This is a genomic window from Iodobacter fluviatilis, assembly GCF_900451195.1.
In the GTDB taxonomy this organism is placed as follows: domain Bacteria; phylum Pseudomonadota; class Gammaproteobacteria; order Burkholderiales; family Chitinibacteraceae; genus Iodobacter; species Iodobacter fluviatilis.
Genome location: NZ_UGHR01000001.1, coordinates 1,461,184 through 1,480,550, shown reverse-complemented (window position 1 = coordinate 1,480,550; position 19,367 = coordinate 1,461,184). Strand labels below are relative to the sequence as shown.

At 51.6% G+C, this 19,367-nt stretch carries 18 protein-coding genes; 8 read left to right on the top strand and 10 right to left on the bottom strand.

Annotation, left to right across the window (positions count from 1 at the left end; translation table 11 throughout):
• Positions 1-367 precede the first annotated feature (367 nt).
• From DYD62_RS06790 to DYD62_RS06760, 7 genes are all read right to left on the bottom strand, one after another.
• Entirely contained in the window at positions 368-1,498 is a 1,131-nt protein-coding gene (locus tag DYD62_RS06790; protein WP_115226642.1) for a hypothetical protein, read from the bottom strand.
• Positions 1,446-2,588 carry a methanobactin export MATE transporter MbnM gene (locus DYD62_RS06785; protein ID WP_115226641.1) on the bottom strand — a complete coding sequence of 381 codons (1,143 nt, stop codon included), beginning with the start codon at positions 2,586-2,588 and terminating at the stop codon, positions 1,446-1,448. The genes DYD62_RS06790 and DYD62_RS06785 overlap by 53 nt, the downstream gene beginning before the upstream one ends.
• Entirely contained in the window at positions 2,585-3,529 is a 945-nt protein-coding gene (locus DYD62_RS06780; protein ID WP_115226640.1) for an MbnP family copper-binding protein, read from the bottom strand. Before DYD62_RS06780 ends, DYD62_RS06785 begins: the two co-directional genes overlap by 4 nt.
• Before the next feature lie 378 nt (positions 3,530-3,907).
• Positions 3,908-4,294 (bottom strand): hypothetical protein, encoded by a 387-nt coding sequence (locus DYD62_RS06775; RefSeq protein WP_115226639.1) that lies wholly within the window; start codon positions 4,292-4,294, stop codon positions 3,908-3,910.
• Positions 4,295-4,538: 244 nt separating this feature from the next.
• Positions 4,539-6,155 carry a methyl-accepting chemotaxis protein gene (locus tag DYD62_RS06770; protein WP_207916574.1) on the bottom strand — a complete coding sequence of 539 codons (1,617 nt, stop codon included), beginning with the start codon at positions 6,153-6,155 and terminating at the stop codon, positions 4,539-4,541.
• 413 nt (positions 6,156-6,568) lie between these two features.
• Positions 6,569-7,012, bottom strand: coding sequence for an SRPBCC family protein (locus DYD62_RS06765; RefSeq protein WP_115226637.1), 444 nt, complete (start codon positions 7,010-7,012; stop codon positions 6,569-6,571).
• 196 nt (positions 7,013-7,208) lie between these two features.
• On the bottom strand, positions 7,209-7,670 hold the full coding sequence (locus DYD62_RS06760) for a DUF4124 domain-containing protein (RefSeq protein WP_115226636.1): 462 nt from the start codon (positions 7,668-7,670) through the stop codon (positions 7,209-7,211).
• Between the two features lie 479 nt (positions 7,671-8,149).
• Between DYD62_RS06760 and DYD62_RS06755 the strand changes: the two genes are divergently transcribed.
• The 6 genes from DYD62_RS06755 to DYD62_RS06725 all read left to right on the top strand — a co-directional run bounded on the left by DYD62_RS06755 (position 8,150) and on the right by DYD62_RS06725 (position 14,322).
• Complete coding sequence (locus DYD62_RS06755) at positions 8,150-9,139, top strand: sugar ABC transporter substrate-binding protein (RefSeq protein ID WP_115226635.1); 990 nt, start codon at positions 8,150-8,152, stop codon at positions 9,137-9,139.
• Positions 9,140-9,213: 74 nt separating this feature from the next.
• Positions 9,214-10,173 carry an ABC transporter permease gene (locus DYD62_RS06750; RefSeq protein WP_115226634.1) on the top strand — a complete coding sequence of 320 codons (960 nt, stop codon included), beginning with the start codon at positions 9,214-9,216 and terminating at the stop codon, positions 10,171-10,173.
• Complete coding sequence (locus tag DYD62_RS06745; RefSeq protein WP_115226633.1) at positions 10,173-10,970, top strand: ATP-binding cassette domain-containing protein; 798 nt, start codon at positions 10,173-10,175, stop codon at positions 10,968-10,970. The genes DYD62_RS06750 and DYD62_RS06745 overlap by 1 nt, the downstream gene beginning before the upstream one ends.
• A gap of 437 nt (positions 10,971-11,407) precedes the next feature.
• A complete protein-coding gene (locus DYD62_RS06735) occupies positions 11,408-11,863 on the top strand; it encodes an RbsD/FucU family protein (RefSeq protein WP_115226631.1) in 456 nt (151 codons plus the stop codon).
• The gene (locus DYD62_RS06730) at positions 11,844-13,067 is read left to right on the top strand and encodes an ROK family transcriptional regulator (RefSeq protein ID WP_207916571.1); all 1,224 of its coding nucleotides are present in this window, start codon (positions 11,844-11,846) and stop codon (positions 13,065-13,067) included. Before DYD62_RS06735 ends, DYD62_RS06730 begins: the two co-directional genes overlap by 20 nt.
• Positions 13,068-13,401: 334 nt before the next feature.
• A complete protein-coding gene (locus DYD62_RS06725; protein ID WP_115226630.1) occupies positions 13,402-14,322 on the top strand; it encodes a carbohydrate kinase family protein in 921 nt (306 codons plus the stop codon).
• Here the strand turns inward: DYD62_RS06725 and DYD62_RS06720 are convergent.
• From DYD62_RS06720 to DYD62_RS06710, 3 genes are read right to left on the bottom strand one after another with little or no spacing between them, the layout of a single operon-like run.
• Positions 14,319-14,915, bottom strand: a complete 597-nt coding sequence (locus DYD62_RS06720; RefSeq protein WP_115226629.1) for a hypothetical protein — start codon at positions 14,913-14,915, stop codon at positions 14,319-14,321. The two genes, DYD62_RS06725 and DYD62_RS06720, sit on opposite strands and share 4 nt — an antisense overlap.
• Before the next feature lie 14 nt (positions 14,916-14,929).
• Positions 14,930-15,382 carry an LEA/WHy family protein gene (locus DYD62_RS06715; RefSeq protein WP_115226628.1) on the bottom strand — a complete coding sequence of 151 codons (453 nt, stop codon included), beginning with the start codon at positions 15,380-15,382 and terminating at the stop codon, positions 14,930-14,932.
• The gene (locus tag DYD62_RS06710; protein ID WP_115228228.1) at positions 15,375-15,782 is read right to left on the bottom strand and encodes an acyl-CoA thioesterase; all 408 of its coding nucleotides are present in this window, start codon (positions 15,780-15,782) and stop codon (positions 15,375-15,377) included. Before DYD62_RS06710 ends, DYD62_RS06715 begins: the two co-directional genes overlap by 8 nt.
• A 75-nt stretch (positions 15,783-15,857) precedes the next feature.
• Between DYD62_RS06710 and DYD62_RS06705 the strand changes: the two genes are divergently transcribed.
• Positions 15,858-18,191 carry an AsmA family protein gene (locus DYD62_RS06705; protein ID WP_165928679.1) on the top strand — a complete coding sequence of 778 codons (2,334 nt, stop codon included), beginning with the start codon at positions 15,858-15,860 and terminating at the stop codon, positions 18,189-18,191.
• A complete protein-coding gene (gene mutY, locus DYD62_RS06700; protein ID WP_115226626.1) occupies positions 18,188-19,213 on the top strand; it encodes an A/G-specific adenine glycosylase in 1,026 nt (341 codons plus the stop codon). The genes DYD62_RS06705 and mutY overlap by 4 nt, the downstream gene beginning before the upstream one ends.
• The last annotated feature ends 154 nt before the right edge of the window (positions 19,214-19,367 follow it).

Below are 19,367 nucleotides of genomic sequence, written 5' to 3'. Positions count from 1 at the left end.
CCGCGTATGCACTAAGCAAAGTCAAAAAGACCTTTTTAGTGCCTTCGGCACGTTTATTTAGGTGCGGGATCCCCGCCGGGACTCACTTTCTTGCTTCGCCAAGAAAGTAAGCAAAGAAGGCGACCCCACGAAACACGAAGGCCCCTTCGCTGTGGACAATCGAGTCGGCGGCGGGCGGGATTGGCTCGTGCCTCGCTCCCTGGCCGAAACCCCGCCCCGCTTGTTCCTCGCTCCGGCGTGTTTCAAGGGGAGATTTAAGCCCCGTGCCGAGAGCATAATCGTCAACTTTTTTTCTTTGTTTATTACGAAGAACCCATTAGTTAGCACACACAGGCCCCACCCGCCCTACAAGAATATCTATCAACCATCAATACACCCGCAGATTCATCTGCCATTGCAACATCGCCAGATGATTCGACTCACCACTGCGCCGGGTTTGGTGCAGCTCCAGCGCCAGCAAATGCGCGGGGTGCGCTTGCCATGCTAGGCGCAGCCCGGTCTGGTATGGCTGCTCATCGCTATTGGCAATGCCGTTTTTGCTGGCAATTTGCGCAGCATTCACGCCAGCTAATTCATGGGCAATGCCCATCCATTCATGACGCAGCGCCAGTTTAATGCTGTCGGTAAGCTTAACCCCGCCCTCCAGTGCTAGGCTGTTCAGCTCTCCCTGGTAGCTAATGCGGCCCAGCGTGCTATCCAGCTGGCCATCCTGCTGCTGCCAGCTCCATGCCGATTGCAGCCAGTATTGCTCGCCCTGCCAGCCCGCTTTTGCTCGGAGCAGGGTGGATTTTCCCGCCAGACAATCTGTTAACTTACCGCAGCCCACAGCCTGCCCAGCGTGACTATGCCCACTATGCGCATCTGTGGCAAAGGAGCGATTTACATCAGATAAATACGCGGCATGGCCGGCCACAGACCACGGGCCATCCTGCCAGGCAAGACCCGCCGTCCACATTGCACTTTCTGCCCCCGGATAGCCGTGACCATTGAACACGCCCGCATGCGCCATCAGCTTGCCGGTGGTATAACGCAGGGCTAAACCATCTTCGTGCCAGTGATCATCGCCCAATACCGTATACAGCCATAAATCAGGCAGCGCCCAGGCGCTTAATCCGGCTTCGGCCAACACGGGTGACTGCCGGCCCAAGGCCAGCTGCACCGCATCAGTCTGGTAACGAATCACCGCATGATCTAGCACCACGCCCTGTTCGTGTTCGTCGTATGCGGCCATCAGCTGCGTGTCAATCTCTGCTGTCCAGCGCTGACGCCATTCAATGCCAGAGCCGCCATACCACGCACCACGCCTATCCTCACTACTTGCGCCCAATACCGGCAAGGGAGCGGGCCATGCCGAACCCGCACTCAGGTAGCGAATATGAGTGAGCAGATTAATATGCGTATAGTCTGCGGCCTCATCATCATGCGGCCCATCATGGGCCAGCGCGCTATTTGCTGCGGCGAGGATCAGCGAAGCGCTGATCATTAATAAATTTTTCATCGGTGAGTGTCTTTAAAAAGGCGACGATATTGGCTTTGTCTTGCTCGTTAAGCTGAATACGAACAATCAAATCGCTTTTAAATGGGTTAAGGCGGCCATCGCCAGCATTCGGGCCAGTTTTGATTTCACGCCCGCCTGCGGCATAGAAATCCAGCACTTCTTCCAGCGTGCCGATGCTGCCATCATGCATATAGGGGCCGGTAAGCTGCACATTGCGTAAGCTGGGCGCACGAAACATGCCCATATCTGCAGGCACACCACTCAGCTCGAATAAACCGCGGTTAGGCTCGGGAAAGCCACCTTTGCCATCGATGTTATAAAGCCCAGTGTTATGAAACAGCGTTTCAGCCGTATTGGAGCCCGCATGCCTCACCTGATCATTAAAATTAAAGCTGCCGTGGCAATGAAAGCACTCGGCCTGCTCGCCAAAAAATAAATCTTTACCGCGCAGCTCGGCCGATGTAAGCGTGGCCTTGCCTTGCAAATACTGATCATATTTAGACGAAGCAGAAATCAAGCCGCGCTGAAAAGTGGCAATCGCTTTAATAATCTGGGGAAAGCCAATCGGCTCGCCAGGGAAGACTTCGGCAAAGCGCTGCACCAGGGCCGTGTCGCTCTGAAAGCGCGCCAGAATGGTGGCCTTGTTTTGATCAGTGATGCCCATTTCTACCGGATGCTCGGCAAACAGCGGCACTTCCATTTGCCGCTCCAGCGTCGCCAGTGCAGGGTTGGCCCAAGTGTAAGTGCTATGCCAGGCTACATTAGCCAAACCTTGCGCGTTTCTGGGCGTGCTCTCACCGGTGGAACCTAGTGAAACAGCCCTACCATCCGTAAACGCCTTACTCTGATCATGGCAGGACGAGCAGCTTTGCTGGCCATTACCTGAAAGCCGCGCGTCATAGAATAAGCTGCGGCCCAGCTGAAACTTGGCCTCACTCATGGGATTGTCGGCAGGTACTTTGGGGGCAGGAAAATAAAACGGCAGCTCCCAGCTCCAGCTTGCACTTGTGCGCACCGGATCTGAGGTAGAAGTGCCCGACTGCACGCAGCCGCCGAGCACTAATGCTGCCAAAAGGCAGCGTTTAATCATTTCAAAGCGGCCTTAAAGACTTTAGAAAAACTGCCATCGCCCTTAGGCAGGCCCGCGTCTTTTTTACCTGCCGCAGATTCATTCAGGTTTAAATCCAGATTAGCGAAGATTTGCCCGCATTCAGGATCAGTCGGCCCGCTCATGCAACCATTAGAGCCGCCCGCATCCTTGCTGATATCCACGCCTTGCAAGAGCGCCGCAAGATCCAGCACCACCTGCTGCTTAGCCACATCAAAGCTGCTTAAGCGCACCGGCACAAGATTTGGATTGCTGCAGCTAAAGCTATTGGCATTCACCGCATCGGCCTTGCAGCCGGTGGCGCCTAAATGGAAATACCAGTTCACTGCCTTGCCGCCCACCGCGGGCACATCAGGATTTAACTCCAGCTGTACAAAGCGGCGGCCCGCCTGCCAGCTCCAGCCCAGTGCCATATTATCCAACGGCGCAGGCACGGCCATGGTGTCAGAGTGATTCAGCACCACGTCTTTACCCGCTGCATCTTTAGCCGTATCGGGCACGCCCACTTTAAAGCTCAGACCAATATACTGGCCACCGGGCGCGATGCCGCTGACCTGGCGATTTAACTCTGCAGAGCCACCCGCACACTGACCGGTTTTATTTTCAAAATCCAGCAAGGCCACATTCAAATATTGATTATTATTTTGCGTCAGCGCCAAAGGCACTTCCTTGCCCAGCGCATTAATCAGCTTGATATCGTGCACATACAACCGCGCATCGCGCAATTTAGCGGGTGTTGCCGCCAAACCTAAACCTGGCAGTGTGGTATTACACTCCACCGCCTGCGCGCCTGCTTTCAGCGCAAATTGCACCGAAACGGCCTGATCAGGCAAAGGCGCAACGGGAACGGGAGTGGTTTCAGTATCACTACTGGAATTGCAGGCAGACAAAATAAGTGCAGCAAGAATTGCATATAAACGCATGGTTTTCTCCAAACAGCATAAAGGAGCACACCGGCTATACCGGGTGCTGACAAAGGCTGAACAGATCCATGAAAACGCGTGAGTGTTTAGGCAACTGATTTCTGTAAACACAGCAAGCTGCAAGCTCGCAAAGCACACATGCTTTATTCCTGATAAATAAGATGCTTCAATTTGCCTTGAGAGCGCGCAACACCTTGAACTACAGAAAACACAAAGAGCACAGAGTTACACAAAGATAGATTAAGTGGTTTTCTCTGTGTGCTCTGTGTCCTCGTTTAACTCCGTGGCCCAAGGTTTAGCGCTCTCAGCACTTAGCTGAAGCCTTGCAGGGCATTGTGTTTAGCTCTGAGTCTACAAACCTACGCATTCAAGGATCTGTTAAGAGAAAACAGGCGGGGCGTGACTGGGGGGAGGCGATGAGAAATTACGGTGCAAACGCAGCACAGGCGGCGCGGGCATGCCAAAAGTATGCGGCAACATCGCCACCGCCAGCATGGGTGCAAACACATCAACAGCAGGTGCTTGGCTTTGATCCGCATGGGCGCAGAGCACACAAGCAGGTGCGGCTTTCGCTAAAACAGATTCGGATTTACTACCAGGCAGCTGGCTGAGCTGATATTCCACAATCGGTGTAAGCGTGCCGCAAAATACACTACTGCGCAGGGCAGACTGCGGCATCGTTGCATGCAGCAAGGGCATCAGGACGTGCAGCATGATCGCCAGAAAGGCAAAATAGATGCTGAGCTGATAACGTCGTGCTGTCATGAACCGATAAGTAAGCTGAAAGATGCGATTATATTGGCATAGGCGTATGTCATCCAATATAAATTTTCTAGGTGTTCACTTTTAAGCCTCTGCCATGACTTAAAACAAACTTCATCCATTAAAATGACAGCTCAAGCCCAGCCAAAACAAAGCATCGCGCAAATTCCATGCAAGGCACCCATACATGGTTTTGGAATTACTTTTTGCCTTTGCTCAGCATGGCAGGTCTTTCGCTTCTGCCACGCTAAACTTTAAAATGGCTCACGCCCTGATTTAGCTGATTGGCAATCTGCTCAACTTGCGATGCATTCTCTGCAGCATGCTGAATAGAGGTACTGGTTTCCTCCACCATTTGCGATATATCTTCCACCCTTGAAGCAATACTATTGCTGGCTTGGCCTTGCTCGCGAATCGCCGTAGCCATATCTTGCAGGCTGTGAAGGCTGGATTCCGCACCTGAATGAATACTGTTTAAAGACTCGGCCACATGCCGAGACAATTGCACGCCCCGCTCAACCTGAGGAATAGCGGCGCTCATGGCATTTACCACGCTAACGGTCTCGCCCTGAATCGCGGTTAGCATCGAAGCAATATTAACGGTAGCCAGCGAGGTTCTCTCTGCCAGTTTTCTGACTTCATCGGCGACCACCGCAAAACCACGGCCCTGTTCACCCGCTCTGGCCGCTTCAATGGCAGCATTAAGCGCAAGTAAATTGGTTTGATCTGCAATATCTTTGATTTCAGAAGCCACGCCAGAAATCTCACGTGCTTTCGCATCTAGCTGGCGGATCTGTGTGGTAGCTTCACTGACATTACCCGCGATCAGCTCCATGGTGGTGGTTACTTCCGCCACTTGAGTGACACCATTTTTAGCCAGCTCAGTGGCTTGCCGCGATGCCTGCTCGGCCACGCCCGACCCCTCAGAAATATGATTAATACTCACGGTAAGCTCTTCCATTGCCGCTGCCATATTGGTTGTGGCATCAGACTGGCGGGTAGCGGCAATCGAAATCTCTCTGCTGGAGCCCGCAATCTGCGCGGCCCTCTCATTCAGCAAATCAGCATCTGTGCGCACATTGCGCATCACCCTATTTAAGCCAATGACCATTTCCCCAAGAGAAGCCAGCATGCTGCCCTCCTGAGCTGACGCTACATTAATTTGTAAATCGCCATCGGCCACCCGTCTCATCACGGCAATCCCTTCCTGCGGCTCGCCACCCAGCTGGTGCAATATACTTTGCGCAATCATCCAAGCCACCACCGCTACCAGCACCGCCAGCAGCAATAGTTTTGCTAAGCCATACAGCAAGTTCTTTTTAAACTCAGCATCCACATCATCAACATAAATCCCCGTGCCCACCACCCAGTTCCAATCGGGAATCAGAACCGCATAAGAAATCTTTGGCTCAGCCTTATCCGAGCCTTTCTTTGGAAAGAAATAATCAACAAAGCCCCCACCCTGCTGCGCCGCCTTAGCCAGCTCTACATAAATAAGCTTGCCATTGGCATCTTTTAAATCGCCCTTTTGCTGCCCCTCAAACTCGATCTTGGTTGGTAGCAGGCGAACAATGTAATTTGTATCAAAGATAAAGAAATATTCAGTTTTGGAATAGCGCACATCCCGTAAAGTGCTAATCGCCGCCTGCTGAGCATCGGCACTGCTCATCTGACCTTTCTGGCTTAAAGCATGAAAGCGCTCAATCACCCCGGCAGCCGTTTCGGTCTGGCCTTTCACTTTATCCATCCGGTCTTGCAACATGGTGTCCCGCAGCGCCTTCATATTGGCGAGACTTAAAAACACCATGCCGCATAAGGCAAAAACACAGAGCAGCAACAAACGGGTTCTCACCCGGTAATTCATCAGCAAACCCATTTCGCTCTCTCTTTTTGAAGGGCCGGATCAATCGCTTTATCTGTTTGTAAAAAGAAAACCAGCCCACAGATAATCAACAACCTGATCAATTCTGATCAGCAATTAAATCACTTTAGTACATCTCAAATGGTATGCATGCCAATAGAAAAGTGTACTGACTCAATATTCCGCCCAAAGAAATATGTGAATGAACAATCCTGAAAAGTCATGACGTATAAAAATGCAATTGAAGAAGATGGCAATCCACAGACAGCCACTTCCCAAGCAGCCCCAAGTCCCTTGTACCGCAGCCAAGCGTAAAGTGAAATTATTAAACGCAGGGAAAATCCAAGGGGATAACACGGAATAAGCACCCGTATTTCAGCAGGCACGAGACATTTTGTATTGGGTAGCTGCCGGGGCTACTGGGGACTATCGGCTTCCACCAGCCTTGCCAGCTGAGCGAGCGACTCTTGCCAGCCGAGGTAGCACATTTCTAAGGGGATCACATCCGGAATGCCTTCCTGTACAACGCTTAAATCAGTGCCACAGGAAACGGATTTAAGTGCAACAGTAACCTGCATCACGCCAGGTAAATTTGGATCATCAAACTGATCGGTGTATCGCAGCCGCTCGTTGGTGACCAATTCCAAGTATTCGCCGCCAAAAGCCATGCTATGTTGCGTTGCAAAGTTAGTAAACGACATTTTAAATGTCCCGCCCACCCTCGGCTCCATATGGTGAACCGTGCAGGTAAAACCATAAGGAGGAATCCATTTGGCCATGGCTGCTGGCGTAATAAATGCCCGGTAAATGCGCTCTGCCGGTGCTTTCAGCACCTGGTGGAGATGAACAGTGCCTGTCATGGTATTGCTCTCCTTTGCCTTTGATGAATAATCAATTATTGCTTTCTGCTGACCTGTTCCCAGAAGTCTCTTAGAAACAATCCCGGGCTTAAGCCCCACAGATTGTGCGCTTCCAAAGATCGGGCCGGGCATGCAATATCATAGGGCCAGCCGCGTAAACCTGCCGAGCTGGGTGCAATACAGAGAGCGACCAAAATCATTTTGCTTGCGAAGCGTTTTTCTTTTCTTGCGCAGGATAGCCCGCCTTATTAAGCGTTGCGCTCCAGATCAGCTTATCCCATGGGCTCAGCACTTTTTTGCCCATCACCAGTACCGGGGTTCGCACCGAAAGGCTGCCCACCAAATTAATAAACTCGATCATTTGTGGCTCTGAACGGCTGGGGTTTTTTAACTCGTAATTAATTTTGCGGCTGTCGAGCATCTCTACCGCATCGCTGCAGGGCTGGCCGCATTCGGGCGAAACATACAGCACCATCACGGGCTGATCTTGTGACGGGCTTGCCGTATTACTTGGTACACGGATATTTCTTTCCCTAGCGTTCTGGCCGGGCGCAGGCTGATCCGAATAAAACACCCTGCCATCCGCATCGCGCCACTGATAAACCTTGGCGGCAAAAGCGGGCATAGCGAGTAAGGAAGCCAATAATAAAATTTTCATACCTAAACCTTAAACCATCTGATCTGCTTATCTATAAGCAATACATTATAGCCGCCAGCCTGTTTGCTTTTCGATCGAATCAATCAGCAAATGATGATTTATCTTTTGCCCCGATTAACAACCAATGCCGCTTATCTCTGCCTTTGGCCTTCAAACACGGATACCACACGTTTTATCAACTGGATGATCAGATATACCGTCTGTCGGCCGGGCATATAAAAAACAAGCCCGATGCCCGCTCATTTTTGCCCCCCCTTCCTGTTGACCTGCTTAGGTTACAAGCCTTTCACTGCGCCTTACCCGCAAATAAAAAGACATTAAACAACTGTTTAATAAGGGATTTCCTATAAGTAAACCCTATTGATTTATTAAAAAAGCAAGTCTAGTATCGATTAAATCAAGCTGAGTGATTTATTAAGAATCTCCCCTTGAAAGTTGTAAGCCATCAGGCCAGATTGCCTGTTCTTTGGAGAAGAGAAATGCTGCAAACCCGTATCTGTATCGCCCTTGCCTTTATCGCTGCCCCCGTTTTTGCCAGCGAGCCCGTCATTGGCCTGATTACCAAAACGGAGACCAACCCCTTCTTTGTCAAAATGAAAGAAGGCGCTGCCGCCGAGGCCAAAGCCAAAGGCGCCAAGCTATTGTCTGCTGCGGGCAAGGCCGATGGCGATAACGCAGGCCAGGTGACTGCGATTGAAAACATGATTGCGGCTGGGGCCAAAACCATTCTGATCACCCCGAGCGATTCCAAAGCGATTGTGCCCACGATTAAAAAAGCCCGAGAAAAAGGTGTGCTGATCATTGCGCTGGATAGCCCGACCGATCCGGCAGATGCCACCGATGCGCTGTTTGCCACCGATAACTTTAAAGCGGGCGTGCTGATCGGCGAATATGCAAAGGCCACCTTTGCAGGCAAGCCGGCCAAAATTGCCACGCTGGATTTATTCCCCGGCCACCCTGTTGGCGCGCAACGCCACAATGGATTTTTACAAGGCTTTGGCCTGCAATCCTTTGACGCAAAAAATAATGAATTAGCCAAACCCGCCAATGTAGTGTGTATGGCCGACAGCTTTGGCGATCAGGCCAAGGGCCAGACCGCCATGGAAAACTGCCTGCAAAAAAATCCGGACATCAATCTGGTCTACACCATTAACGAGCCCGCAGCGGCAGGTGCATTTAATGCACTTAAAAAAGCCGGTAAAGAAAAAAATGTGCTGATTGTTTCCGTGGATGGCGGATGTCAGGGGATTAAAGACCTTAAAAGCGGCAAGTTTGCCGCCACCTCGCAGCAATACCCGCTAAAAATGGCCGCAATGGGCGTAGCCGCTGGCGTTGAATATGCCAAAACAGGCAAAAAACCATCGGGCTACACCGACACCGGTGTCACCCTGATCGCCAATAAAGCGGTTGCAGGCGTGGACAGTAAAGACAGTAAAGCGGGTATGGATATGTGCTGGGGCAATAAGTAAATAGCCATCTGCAGGCGTGCCGATCCACAACCATCGGCATACCTGCAACATCTTCAAACACACAGAGGTTATCTATGCAGAGCTGGAAAGATCACATCCCGTCTATCGGTACTTTGGGGCCATTTCTGGCCCTGCTGCTGGCCTGCGGTTTTTTTTCATTTCAAAGCGAGCAATTTTTAACTGGCGCGAATTTCTCGCTGATTTTGCAGCAGATTATGGTGGTGGGGCTGATTGCAATTGGCCAGACACTGATTATTTTAACAGCCGGTATTGATCTGTCCTGCGGCATGGTAATGGCACTCGGCGGCGTGGTGATGACCAAAGTAGCCAATGATTATGGCTTGCATCCCATCGTTGCCATTTCTGCTGGCCTTGCCGTAACTGCAGGCTTTGGCCTGCTCAACGGCCTACTGGTCACGCGGATTAAATTGCCCCCTTTTATTGTGACCCTAGGCACGATGAATATTGCGTTTGCCATTACCCAGCTCTATTCAGGCTCGCAAACCATTACCGATTTGCCCGCCGCAATGACCTTTTTTGGCAACACCTTTGGCATAGGTCAAACCCAGGTCGCCTATGGCACCGTGCTGATGCTGGCCTGCTATGCGCTGAGCTGGATCTGGCTAAGGGAAACCGCGCAGGGCCGCCATATTTATGCCGTGGGCAATAATCCGGAAGCCACCCGCCTTACCGGCATCGCCACCCACCGCGTTATCCTGATGGTGTATGTGCTGGCCGGGCTGTGCTACGGCGTGGCATCGCTCTTATCAGTGGCACGCACCGGAGTGGGCGACCCGAATGCAGGGCAAACAGAAAACCTAGATGCAATTACTGCTGTTGTACTGGGTGGCACCAGCTTATTTGGTGGGCGCGGCGTGATTATTGGCTCCTTAGTTGGTGCAATGATCGTCGGCGTGTTCCGTAATGGCCTCACGCTGATGGGCGTATCGTCGGTTTACCAAATTTTAATCACAGGCATTTTGGTTATTTTGGCTGTGGCCACCGATCAACTGTCCCGCAAAGGAGGCCGCTAATGAGCCAGCCCTCAGTACACCGTCTCGTCATCGAAGCCAAAGGCTTAGTCAAACACTATGGACAAGTCGTCGCCTTGGATGGTGCTGATTTTGAGCTGCGTGCCGGGGAAATTCTGGCCGTGATTGGCGACAATGGCGCGGGTAAATCTTCCTTAATCAAAGCTTTATCCGGAGCAAGCACACCAGATAGCGGCGAAATTTTGCTCGATGGCCAAAGCGTATACTTTAAAAGCCCGATCGAAGCGCGCCGTGCTGGCATCGAAACCGTTTACCAAGATTTAGCGGTAGCCCCCGCCATGACCATTGCCGAAAACTTATTTATGGGCCGGGAAATCCGTCGGTCCGGCATTCTGGGCCGTCTTGGTTTTCTGGATAAAAAACGCATGCTGAACGACAGCATTGCCTATATGCAGGCGCTAAAAATCGGCATCCGCTCAATGACGCAAGCAGTAGAAACACTATCTGGCGGCCAGCGCCAAGGCGTTGCCGTCGCCCGCGCCGCCGCCTTTGCCCGCCATGTAGTGATCATGGACGAGCCCACCGCAGCACTGGGTGTAAAAGAAGGCAATATGGTGCTGGAGCTGATCCGCAATGTGCGCGACCGTGGCCTGCCGGTGGTGCTAATCAGCCACAATATGCCCCATGTTTTTGAAATAGCCGACCGCATCCACGTCGCCCGTTTAGGCCGCCGCGCCGCCATCCTCAACCCCAAAGCCATCACCATGAGCGACGCCGTAGCGGTCATGACGGGGGCCATGAAGCCCGAAGATATACCGGCGGAGTGGCTGGCGAATTAGGTCAGTGTGGAGATGAAAAACGAGAGAAAAGACCGGTTGCAGCTCATGTGCCCTAAACAAAGTCAAAAAGACCTTTTTAGTGCCTTCGGCACCTTAATTTTGGTGCGGTTAGCCACCGCGGGGCCTTCCTTTCTTGCTTCGCCAAGAAACGAAGCCAAAGAAGGCGACCCCACGAAACACGAAAGCCCCTGCGCTGCGGTCCAATCGAGTCGGCGGCAGGCGGGATTGGCTCGTTCCTCGCTCCCTAGCCGAAACCCCGCCCCGCTTGTTCCTCGCTCCAGCGTGTTTCAAGGGGACTTTAAAAAGCCCTATGCAAAGAGCGTGGCTATTATGCTTTTTCGCTGTTTGCTAATAAAAAAACAATTTGGTTAGCGCGTATGGAGTTCCACCCGCCCTATGTAGCCCAGCCCCAGCCAGAAAAACCCATGGAGAACACGATGCTTAAAGGAATAGACCCCCTCCTCACGCCGGAATTACTCAAGGTGCTGGCTGAAATGGGCCACGGCAATGAAATTGTGATTGCCGATGCCAACTTTACGGCCGCCTCATTGGCTGCAGGCAAGCCTTTAATCTATCTCTCTGGCGTTGGCATTGCCCGCACGGTTAAAGCGGTAATGAGTTTGCTGCCTTTAGACCAAGATGTCAGCCAGCCCATTGCCTATATGCACGTCAGCCATCAACCGGCTGGATGGTGCAGCGCACTGCAAAAACATATTATTGATGAGCTGCAAGCAGACGGCCATGCAGATGAAAGCCAATGCGAGGCCATTGAGCGATTTGCATTCTATGACCGCGTAAAGCAAGCTTACGCGATTGTGCTAACGGGCGAATTGCAGCCTTACGGCAACTTCATACTCAAAAAAGGAGTGATTTGTGAGCCCCTCGCCGGATAAAGCATCCGCAGCCAGTAGCCTAAAACCCAGAGGCTCGTCTCAAGGCGGTATGCGCCAGTACAACGAACGGGTTGTGCTGCAAGCCATCCGCCTTAATGGCCGTCTGCCAGGGGCGGAAATTGCCCGGCTTACCCGCTTAACGGCGCAATCGATCTCGCTGATCACCAAGCGGCTACTCGAAGACGAGCTGCTAATCAAAGAAACACCGCAGCGGGGCAAAGTAGGCCAGCCATCAGTACCGCTGGCTTTGAATCCTGATGGTGCCTTTGCCATCGGCATAAAAGTAGGCCGCCGCAGCTTAGATATCTTACTGGTCGATTTCACGGGTGCAGTCAGAGAGCGCTGGAATCTAAGCTATAACTTTGCCGATCCTGAGCAAATACTGACGCATCTTGCCGATTGCCTAGGCAAAATCAAAACCAGACTTAGCCCCCAATTTTGGGATCGTATTCAGGGCATAGGCATTGCAGCGCCGCTGCATATCGGCGGCTGGCAGCAATTGCTGGGGCTGGATGCTAACGTCGTTGCCCGCTGGGAGCGTTTTCAGCTCAATGAAGAAATCGCCGCCCTCACCGGCCTGCCGGTGCAATCGATCAAGGACACCACCGCCGCCTGTGTGGCCGAGCTAGTCGCCGGACGTGGGCGCGATGTGCGTAATTTTATCTATGTATTTGTCGATACTTTTATTGGCGGCGGCTTGGTGCTCGACAGTCATTTGCATATTGGCAAACACGGCAATGCCGGTGCCATAGGATCATTAGCGCTGGGAATAACAGGCAACGCAAACAGCCCGCAGCTGCTCAATGTGGCCTCGCTTTATAAACTGGAAAGCCGCTTTATTGCTGCAGGGCTGGATGGCAGGGCCACCAGCGACGAGCGCGCCGCCAGCACCACCTATTGGCCTCATACCCAGGCATGGATTGCCGAAACCGCCCCGCCCATAGCTTTTGCCATGCTAAATAGCAGCTGTTTACTGGATCTAGAAGGCGTGATTTTAGACGGCTGCTTTTGCAGCGCAGTTAAAGAAGCGCTAATTCAAGCCGTAATCACGTCCATGCAAGATTTTAATTGGGAAGGCATCGTGCCGCCGCAGGTCTTAGCGGGGACCATAGGATCAGACGCTCGCGCCTTAGGCGGCGCACTGCTGCCGCTCTACGCCAACTTCGCTCCTGATCGCGATTTATTTTTGAAACTAGATGGCTGACTCAGGATTACAGAACAAAACCCAAATTTTGAACCATGGCGAACGCAGAGGACACCGAGTTTCAAGGATAAAAACAAGGCTTCATGTCATGAAAAATGGTGGTTTTATAGGGTGGGCAAGCGCATTTATTGCGCACCGCCCTTGATGGCTTAAGAAAACCAAAATCATGCACCACAGAGAAAAACTAGATCTAAATTAAGCGATTTACTTCAGATATTAAATATGATCCAACCTAGGGTCTGTTGACGTTTCATTCACGGCTGCGTAAATGAAACGTCAACACACCCTAGCCATTGCCCCACTTAAACACTTCAAATGATTAAAAGGCCTGCACATGCCCTCCAGCTCAAATAATTTCCCAGTTTTTATAGCCGCCGGTGAAGCGCTCACCGATATGATCCGCACTGATGGCGAAAACTGGGTCAGTAAAGTGGGCGGCTCGACTTGGAATGTGGCCAGGGTATTGGCCAGCTTTGGACTGCACAGCGCATTTGCAGGGGCAATTAGCCAGGATTGCTTTGGCAATGATTTGTATCAGGCATCGCACACTGCGGGGCTGGATTTACGTTTTTTACAGCAGCTGGATAAATCCCCCCTGCTGGCCATGGTGCCATCCGCCCATCCGCCGCAATACTTTTTTGTAGGTGATGATTCCGCCGACTTATATTTTGACCCGCAAGCCCTACCCTCTGGCTGGCAAGGTGCTGCGCATTGGGTGCATTTTGGCGGGATCAGTCTGGCCCGCCCATCACTGGCAGATAAATTAGTGGCGCTGGCAAGAAGCCTGAAAGCGCAGGGAGTAAAGATCAGCTACGACCCCAATTTCAGAAATATCATGAACGAGCACTACGACGATACTTTCAAAACCATGAGCAAGCTGGCGGATGTTATTAAGGTATCTGATGAAGATCTGGCAGGCTTATTTCGCACCAGAGATATCGGGCTGGCATTTAAAACGCTGCACGGCTGGAATCCTGAAGCTTGTTTTTTGTATACCCGTGGCGCAGAAGGCGCATCGCTGCACACACCTCACGGCAGTGCCATCGCACCTGCCATACAAATCAGCGTGGCAGACAGCGTGGGGGCAGGAGATGCATCGATAGGCGGCCTGATTTACAGCATGATCACCTGGCCCCGGCACGGCACGCATGAACATCTGCGCTTTGCCATTGCAAGTGGCGCTGCTGCATGCATGCAGCATGGCGCAACGCCTCCCGGCTTAGAAACAGTGCTTACACTCTACGCTCAGGCTTAATGCCCGGCTGGCTCTTTGGCAGGAGCAGCCTCTGCCTTAGGGCCTTCAGGCTTGGCATTACTGTTTTGCTTGATACATTCTTTCCATGCCGCATTGCCTTTCCCGCCGCCAGCAGGCAAGACGCAATCACCGCCGCCAAATTTTACATAGCCTCCACCAGCGGGCTTAATATCCGCGCCTTCCTTAGGAGCTTCGCCATGGGCGGCTGGCGCTGCATGCTCGCTGCCGCCTGCTTTTGCCCCGCTACGCCGCTCTAAATCTTCAACCTTCACTTCAAGCTCTTCTACTTCAATTTTTTTCTCTTTTACTTCTTTTTTCAGCTCGGATATTTTTTCTTCAAGCTCTTTGCGCGTCTCGATGGTTTCTTCAAAAGACACTTTTAAGCGTGCAATTTGCTCAATATATTGGGTTTTTTCAAAATTACGTTTAGTCATCCCAATCGCAATACCCACAATCAGCACAAACAGAAAACCAAAAAAACCACCCGCAATAATCAGCTTCAAGCGGTTTTTTTGCATAAACGAAGGGCTGGGTGAGCCGTGAATATCATCCCCACTATGGGAGCCGGCAGATGCTGCAGCGTGATCACTCATCGTATATTTCCAGATTAAGGTAAGTTTACTTCTCCCTGACGTTCAAAGCTTACACCATCGGGGCGTAATGGCAGAAACAGTTTACCCTTAATACGATAGGCGATTGGCTTGCCACTTGCTTGCAAGCCATTAAATTGCTGAATAAATGTGCTCAAAGAAGTAGTGACATTGAGCTTAAGCAAAACTGATCCCAGCTTAGGCAAAGTCACCGCCTCACTGGAAACACCTTCGGCAAAGTGCTGGCCGTTTACATCTAGGCTAAGCTGCACCCCTTTAATGTCCAGCGATACATCATTAGGATTAGTAAGACGCAAACTCAGCACAAAACGCTGCTCCAGCAAGCCCACTTCCGCCACGCTCAAGCCGGCAAGACTGACACTGGGTTTTTCAAAATTGCCATACAGGCCAGCGCAACCAGCGAGCAAAAAAACCAGTAGCAATAAATATCTTTTCAGGCTTTTATACATTCATCATCTCTTGCAAACGGCGGCCTAATTCGCCATCTAATGGCATAGCTCCCGGAGTATTGGCATGAATAACGGCAATAGTCACATCGGCTTCGGCGACTAATTTTTCATTATCTGCCCGCACAATCCGCTGATGAATAATTCCTTCTTTATCGCTTAAATGCACCATCCGGGTTTCAATTCTGAGCACATCGCCCATAGTGGCTGGGCGCTTATAGCGAATATCAATTCTGCTAATCACTAAAGCCAGCTTTTCCTGAGTAAACCACTCCAGACCGCCACTTTCATCCACTAAAGCCCAGCGTGCTTCTTCTAAAAACTCTAAATATCGCGCGTTATTCACATGACCGTATAAATCTAAATGATAGCCGCGAACCTTGATTTCAGTGGCTTGAGCCATGTTTTTTTCCCCTGTGTGAAAATTTTTAGCAATCTTAACTTTGAAATTAATCCATGTCTTCGGGATAATCCCCGCATGCATCGTCCTACTATAGATTGGCGACATTCTCGCCCCTTCCGAATTTGCCTGCTTTTGCTCGTCATGCTTGTGGCGCTGCTTGGCACGTTGCCCTATTTTATTTCTTTTGATCTGATCAAAAGCGAGCTTTCCAGCATGCTGGAAAAAGACACCAAACGGCAACTCACCATACGTGGGGATGCTCGTTTTGTCTTGCTCCCGCAACCCGCATTGCTTTTAGATAATGTCACGCTGACCGAGCCTGGTGAAACAACTATTTTTTCTCATGCCGATCGGGTGCGGGTCGAGCTCAGCCTTTGGCCCTTACTGATTGGGAAAGGAAAAATCAAAGCGCTTGATTTTGAAAAGCCTGCGCTCAATGTGATCCGCCGCGAAGATGGCACTTATAACTTTGAAGATTTACTGACGCCTAAATCCCAGACTAAAGAGCTGAGCTTTTCGCTTGATACGGTTCATTTTACCGAGGCTTCATTCAAACTTTCTGACGAGTTTTTAGGCGAGAGCCTGCGCCTGTCGCGGCTAAATCTCACCATGAAAAACTTATCCGATTCTAAAGCCGGGCATCTGGATCTGGATGGCATGCTGCTGATTGGAGATGGCGATAGGCCGGTGCAATGGCAGGGTGCACTCAGTGCAAGCGCTGCCATGCGCTATCACGAGGCCGACAACCGCTTACTTGTTGCTGATTTATTGCTGGAGCTGGAGCAAAAAGGCGGCAGCTCGCCCGAGTTGCGCTTACAAGATGTAAAAGTAAGCACCGTAGGTAATCTGGTCTATGGCTGGCAACCGCTGCGCTTTAAAGGCGGTGAGCTAAAGCTAAATATATCCGGCCAGCGCGCCGGGCAGCACTGGAAAGGCGAGCTAGATGTGCCAGAGATTCTGCTCTCCAAAGAAGCCGTAAACCTGAACCGCTTAAAATTAAATGTAGATATGCAAAGCCCCAGCGGCCAGCTAAGTGCTAAAGCAACCATTCCCACGCTTGCAGGGATGAAACAAGGCTTGCTGCGTACCGAAACCGCCAGTTTTGAAGTAAAACTGCACAGCCCAGAGCAAAACTTAGCACTTTCATTTGCCAGCCCGCTGGAATTACTCAATGGCAGTATCGCAAGGCTGCCTGCCTATCGTCTGAGTGGCAGCTATACCAACCGCAATTTACCGCGCGGTGCGATTGGGTTGGATTTAACCGGGGCAGGCACGCTTAATTTACAAGCTGAATCACTCAGCCTGAACAGCCAGGGCCAGCTGGATAAATCACCCGTAAAAGCGCAGATCGAAGTAACAGATTTTGTACGCCCCCATTACGCGGTGGATCTTGATCTAAATAAGCTCGATTTATCGCCTTATTTGCCCGTTGTTGCGGCGGGCGCAAAAACAGTAAATCCGGATAAGCCTTTTGATTTTTGGTGGCTCAATAATCTGGATGCCAGCGGCAAGCTTAAAATTGGCGAGCTGGCGATGCAAAAACTGCATATCAACGATATATCGCTGGAATTTGCCGCAAAAAACCGCAAGCTCAATTTAGATCCTTTAGCTGCAACGCTCTACGAAGGCCAGCTGACTGGCAGCTTGGAAGTGGATGCCAGCAGAAAGAACGCCTCTTTCCGAGTGCAGCAAAAACTTGCGAATATGAATATCAACACGCTGCTTGCCGATGTTATTGACACCAGCCGCTTTGAAGGCCGTGGCCATATGGATTTAGACGTGGCAGCCGTGGGTAATCAGCTCAGCGATTTACGCCGGACTGCAGGCGGAAATGTGCGGCTGTTACTTAATCAGGGCACGTTACGTGGGATTAACCTAGAAGCACTGCTGCGTACAGCCAGCCACCAGATCAGTTTAATGAACGGCGAAGCCAGCCCCTCTCTGAATCTGGATGCTAAAACATCCTTCAGCGAATTGCGCTCTACATTAACGCTTAAGCATGGCATAGCCAGCAATAACGATCTGGCCGTTACAGCGGGCATTCTCAAACTTACTGGTGGTGGCACGCTGGATTTAAACAACAATGCCATTAACTACAATATGAATGCCAGCGCCAATCCCAAAGTCCCCGAACTGAAAGGATTGTCTGGCCTGAGCCTACCCATTACGGTGTCTGGTGCCTTAAATGCGCCTGAATATCATATTGATTACGCCAGCCTGAAAGAACAAATTCTGCTCAAGCAAAAAGCTGAATCTGAAGCCCAGGCAGCAGAGGCCGCGGCCAAACGCAAAGCGCTGACACAAAAAGCGGCAGCGGCAAAAAAAGCCGCCGAACAAAAAGCGGCTGCTGATAAAAAAGCCGCTGCTAAAAAATCACCCACTAAAAAAGCAGAAAAACCCCATAAATGAGCGATTTTTCCCAGCGTTTAATCGCCTGGCAGGCCGTGCACGGCCGCCACAACCTGCCTTGGCAGGTGTCTGATCCTTACCGCGTATGGCTGAGCGAAATTATGCTACAGCAAACGCAGGTTGCCACCGTCATCCCCTATTACCAGCAGTTTTTAGAACGCTTCCCCGATGTTGCCAGCCTGGCAGCAGCCAGCTCAGACGATGTGCTGGCGCGGTGGAGCGGCCTTGGCTACTACAGCCGTGCACGCAATCTGCATAAAGCCGCGCAAATGGTCATGGAGCGCTTTGAAGGCCAGTTTCCACGTACTCCCGCCCTACTGGCCGAGCTACCTGGTGTGGGGCCATCCACGGCAGCAGCGATTGCCGCATTCAGCTTTGGCGCGCAAGCCGCCATTTTGGATGGCAATGTAAAACGCGTACTGGCCCGCTGGGCAGGCATCAGCGGCTATCCGGGCACCAAGGTGGTTGAAAGAGAGCTGTGGCAGCTGGCGACAAATCTGCTGCCCAATACCGGTATCGAGCGCTACACCCAAAGCCTGATGGATTTGGGTGCCACTATTTGCACGCCCAAAAAACCAGCCTGTATGGCTTGCCCGGTGCAGGCCGATTGCATTGCCCGCCAGCAGGGCCGCCAGGCCGAGCTGCCCACGCCCAAGCCAAAAAAAGTCAGCCCAGAGCGGCAAACTGTGCTGATGATGGTAGAGCGCGGCGGCAAGATCCTGCTAGAGCGCCGCCCGCCTAGCGGCATTTGGGGCGGGCTGTGGAGCCTGCCGGAAGCAAGCTCCACGCTGGACGCCAGCAATGCCTGCCAGCAACGCTTTGGCTTAAATGTAGAGTTTGATAGTGCAGGAGAGGATTTCGTCCACGTTTTCACCCATTTCCGCCTCACCATTACCCCTCTCCCTGGCAGTGTGATCAACCAAACCGCCCTCACCCACGAAGACCATCTAGGCTGGTTTAGCAAGGCGGAAGCACTGGAATTGGGACTACCAACACCGGTAAGGAAACTGTTGATGAAGTAGGGCCGCTAGAGTGGGCACAAAAACATGCCAACGCTAAGCATCATATCTACATACGTTTGATGTACTTCACCCCTTTAAAAAGGGGAGTTAGGGGCAAATGCCGTTCACTTAAGCGATTTTGCTTAATTCCCCCCCTTTGAAAAAGGGGGGCCAG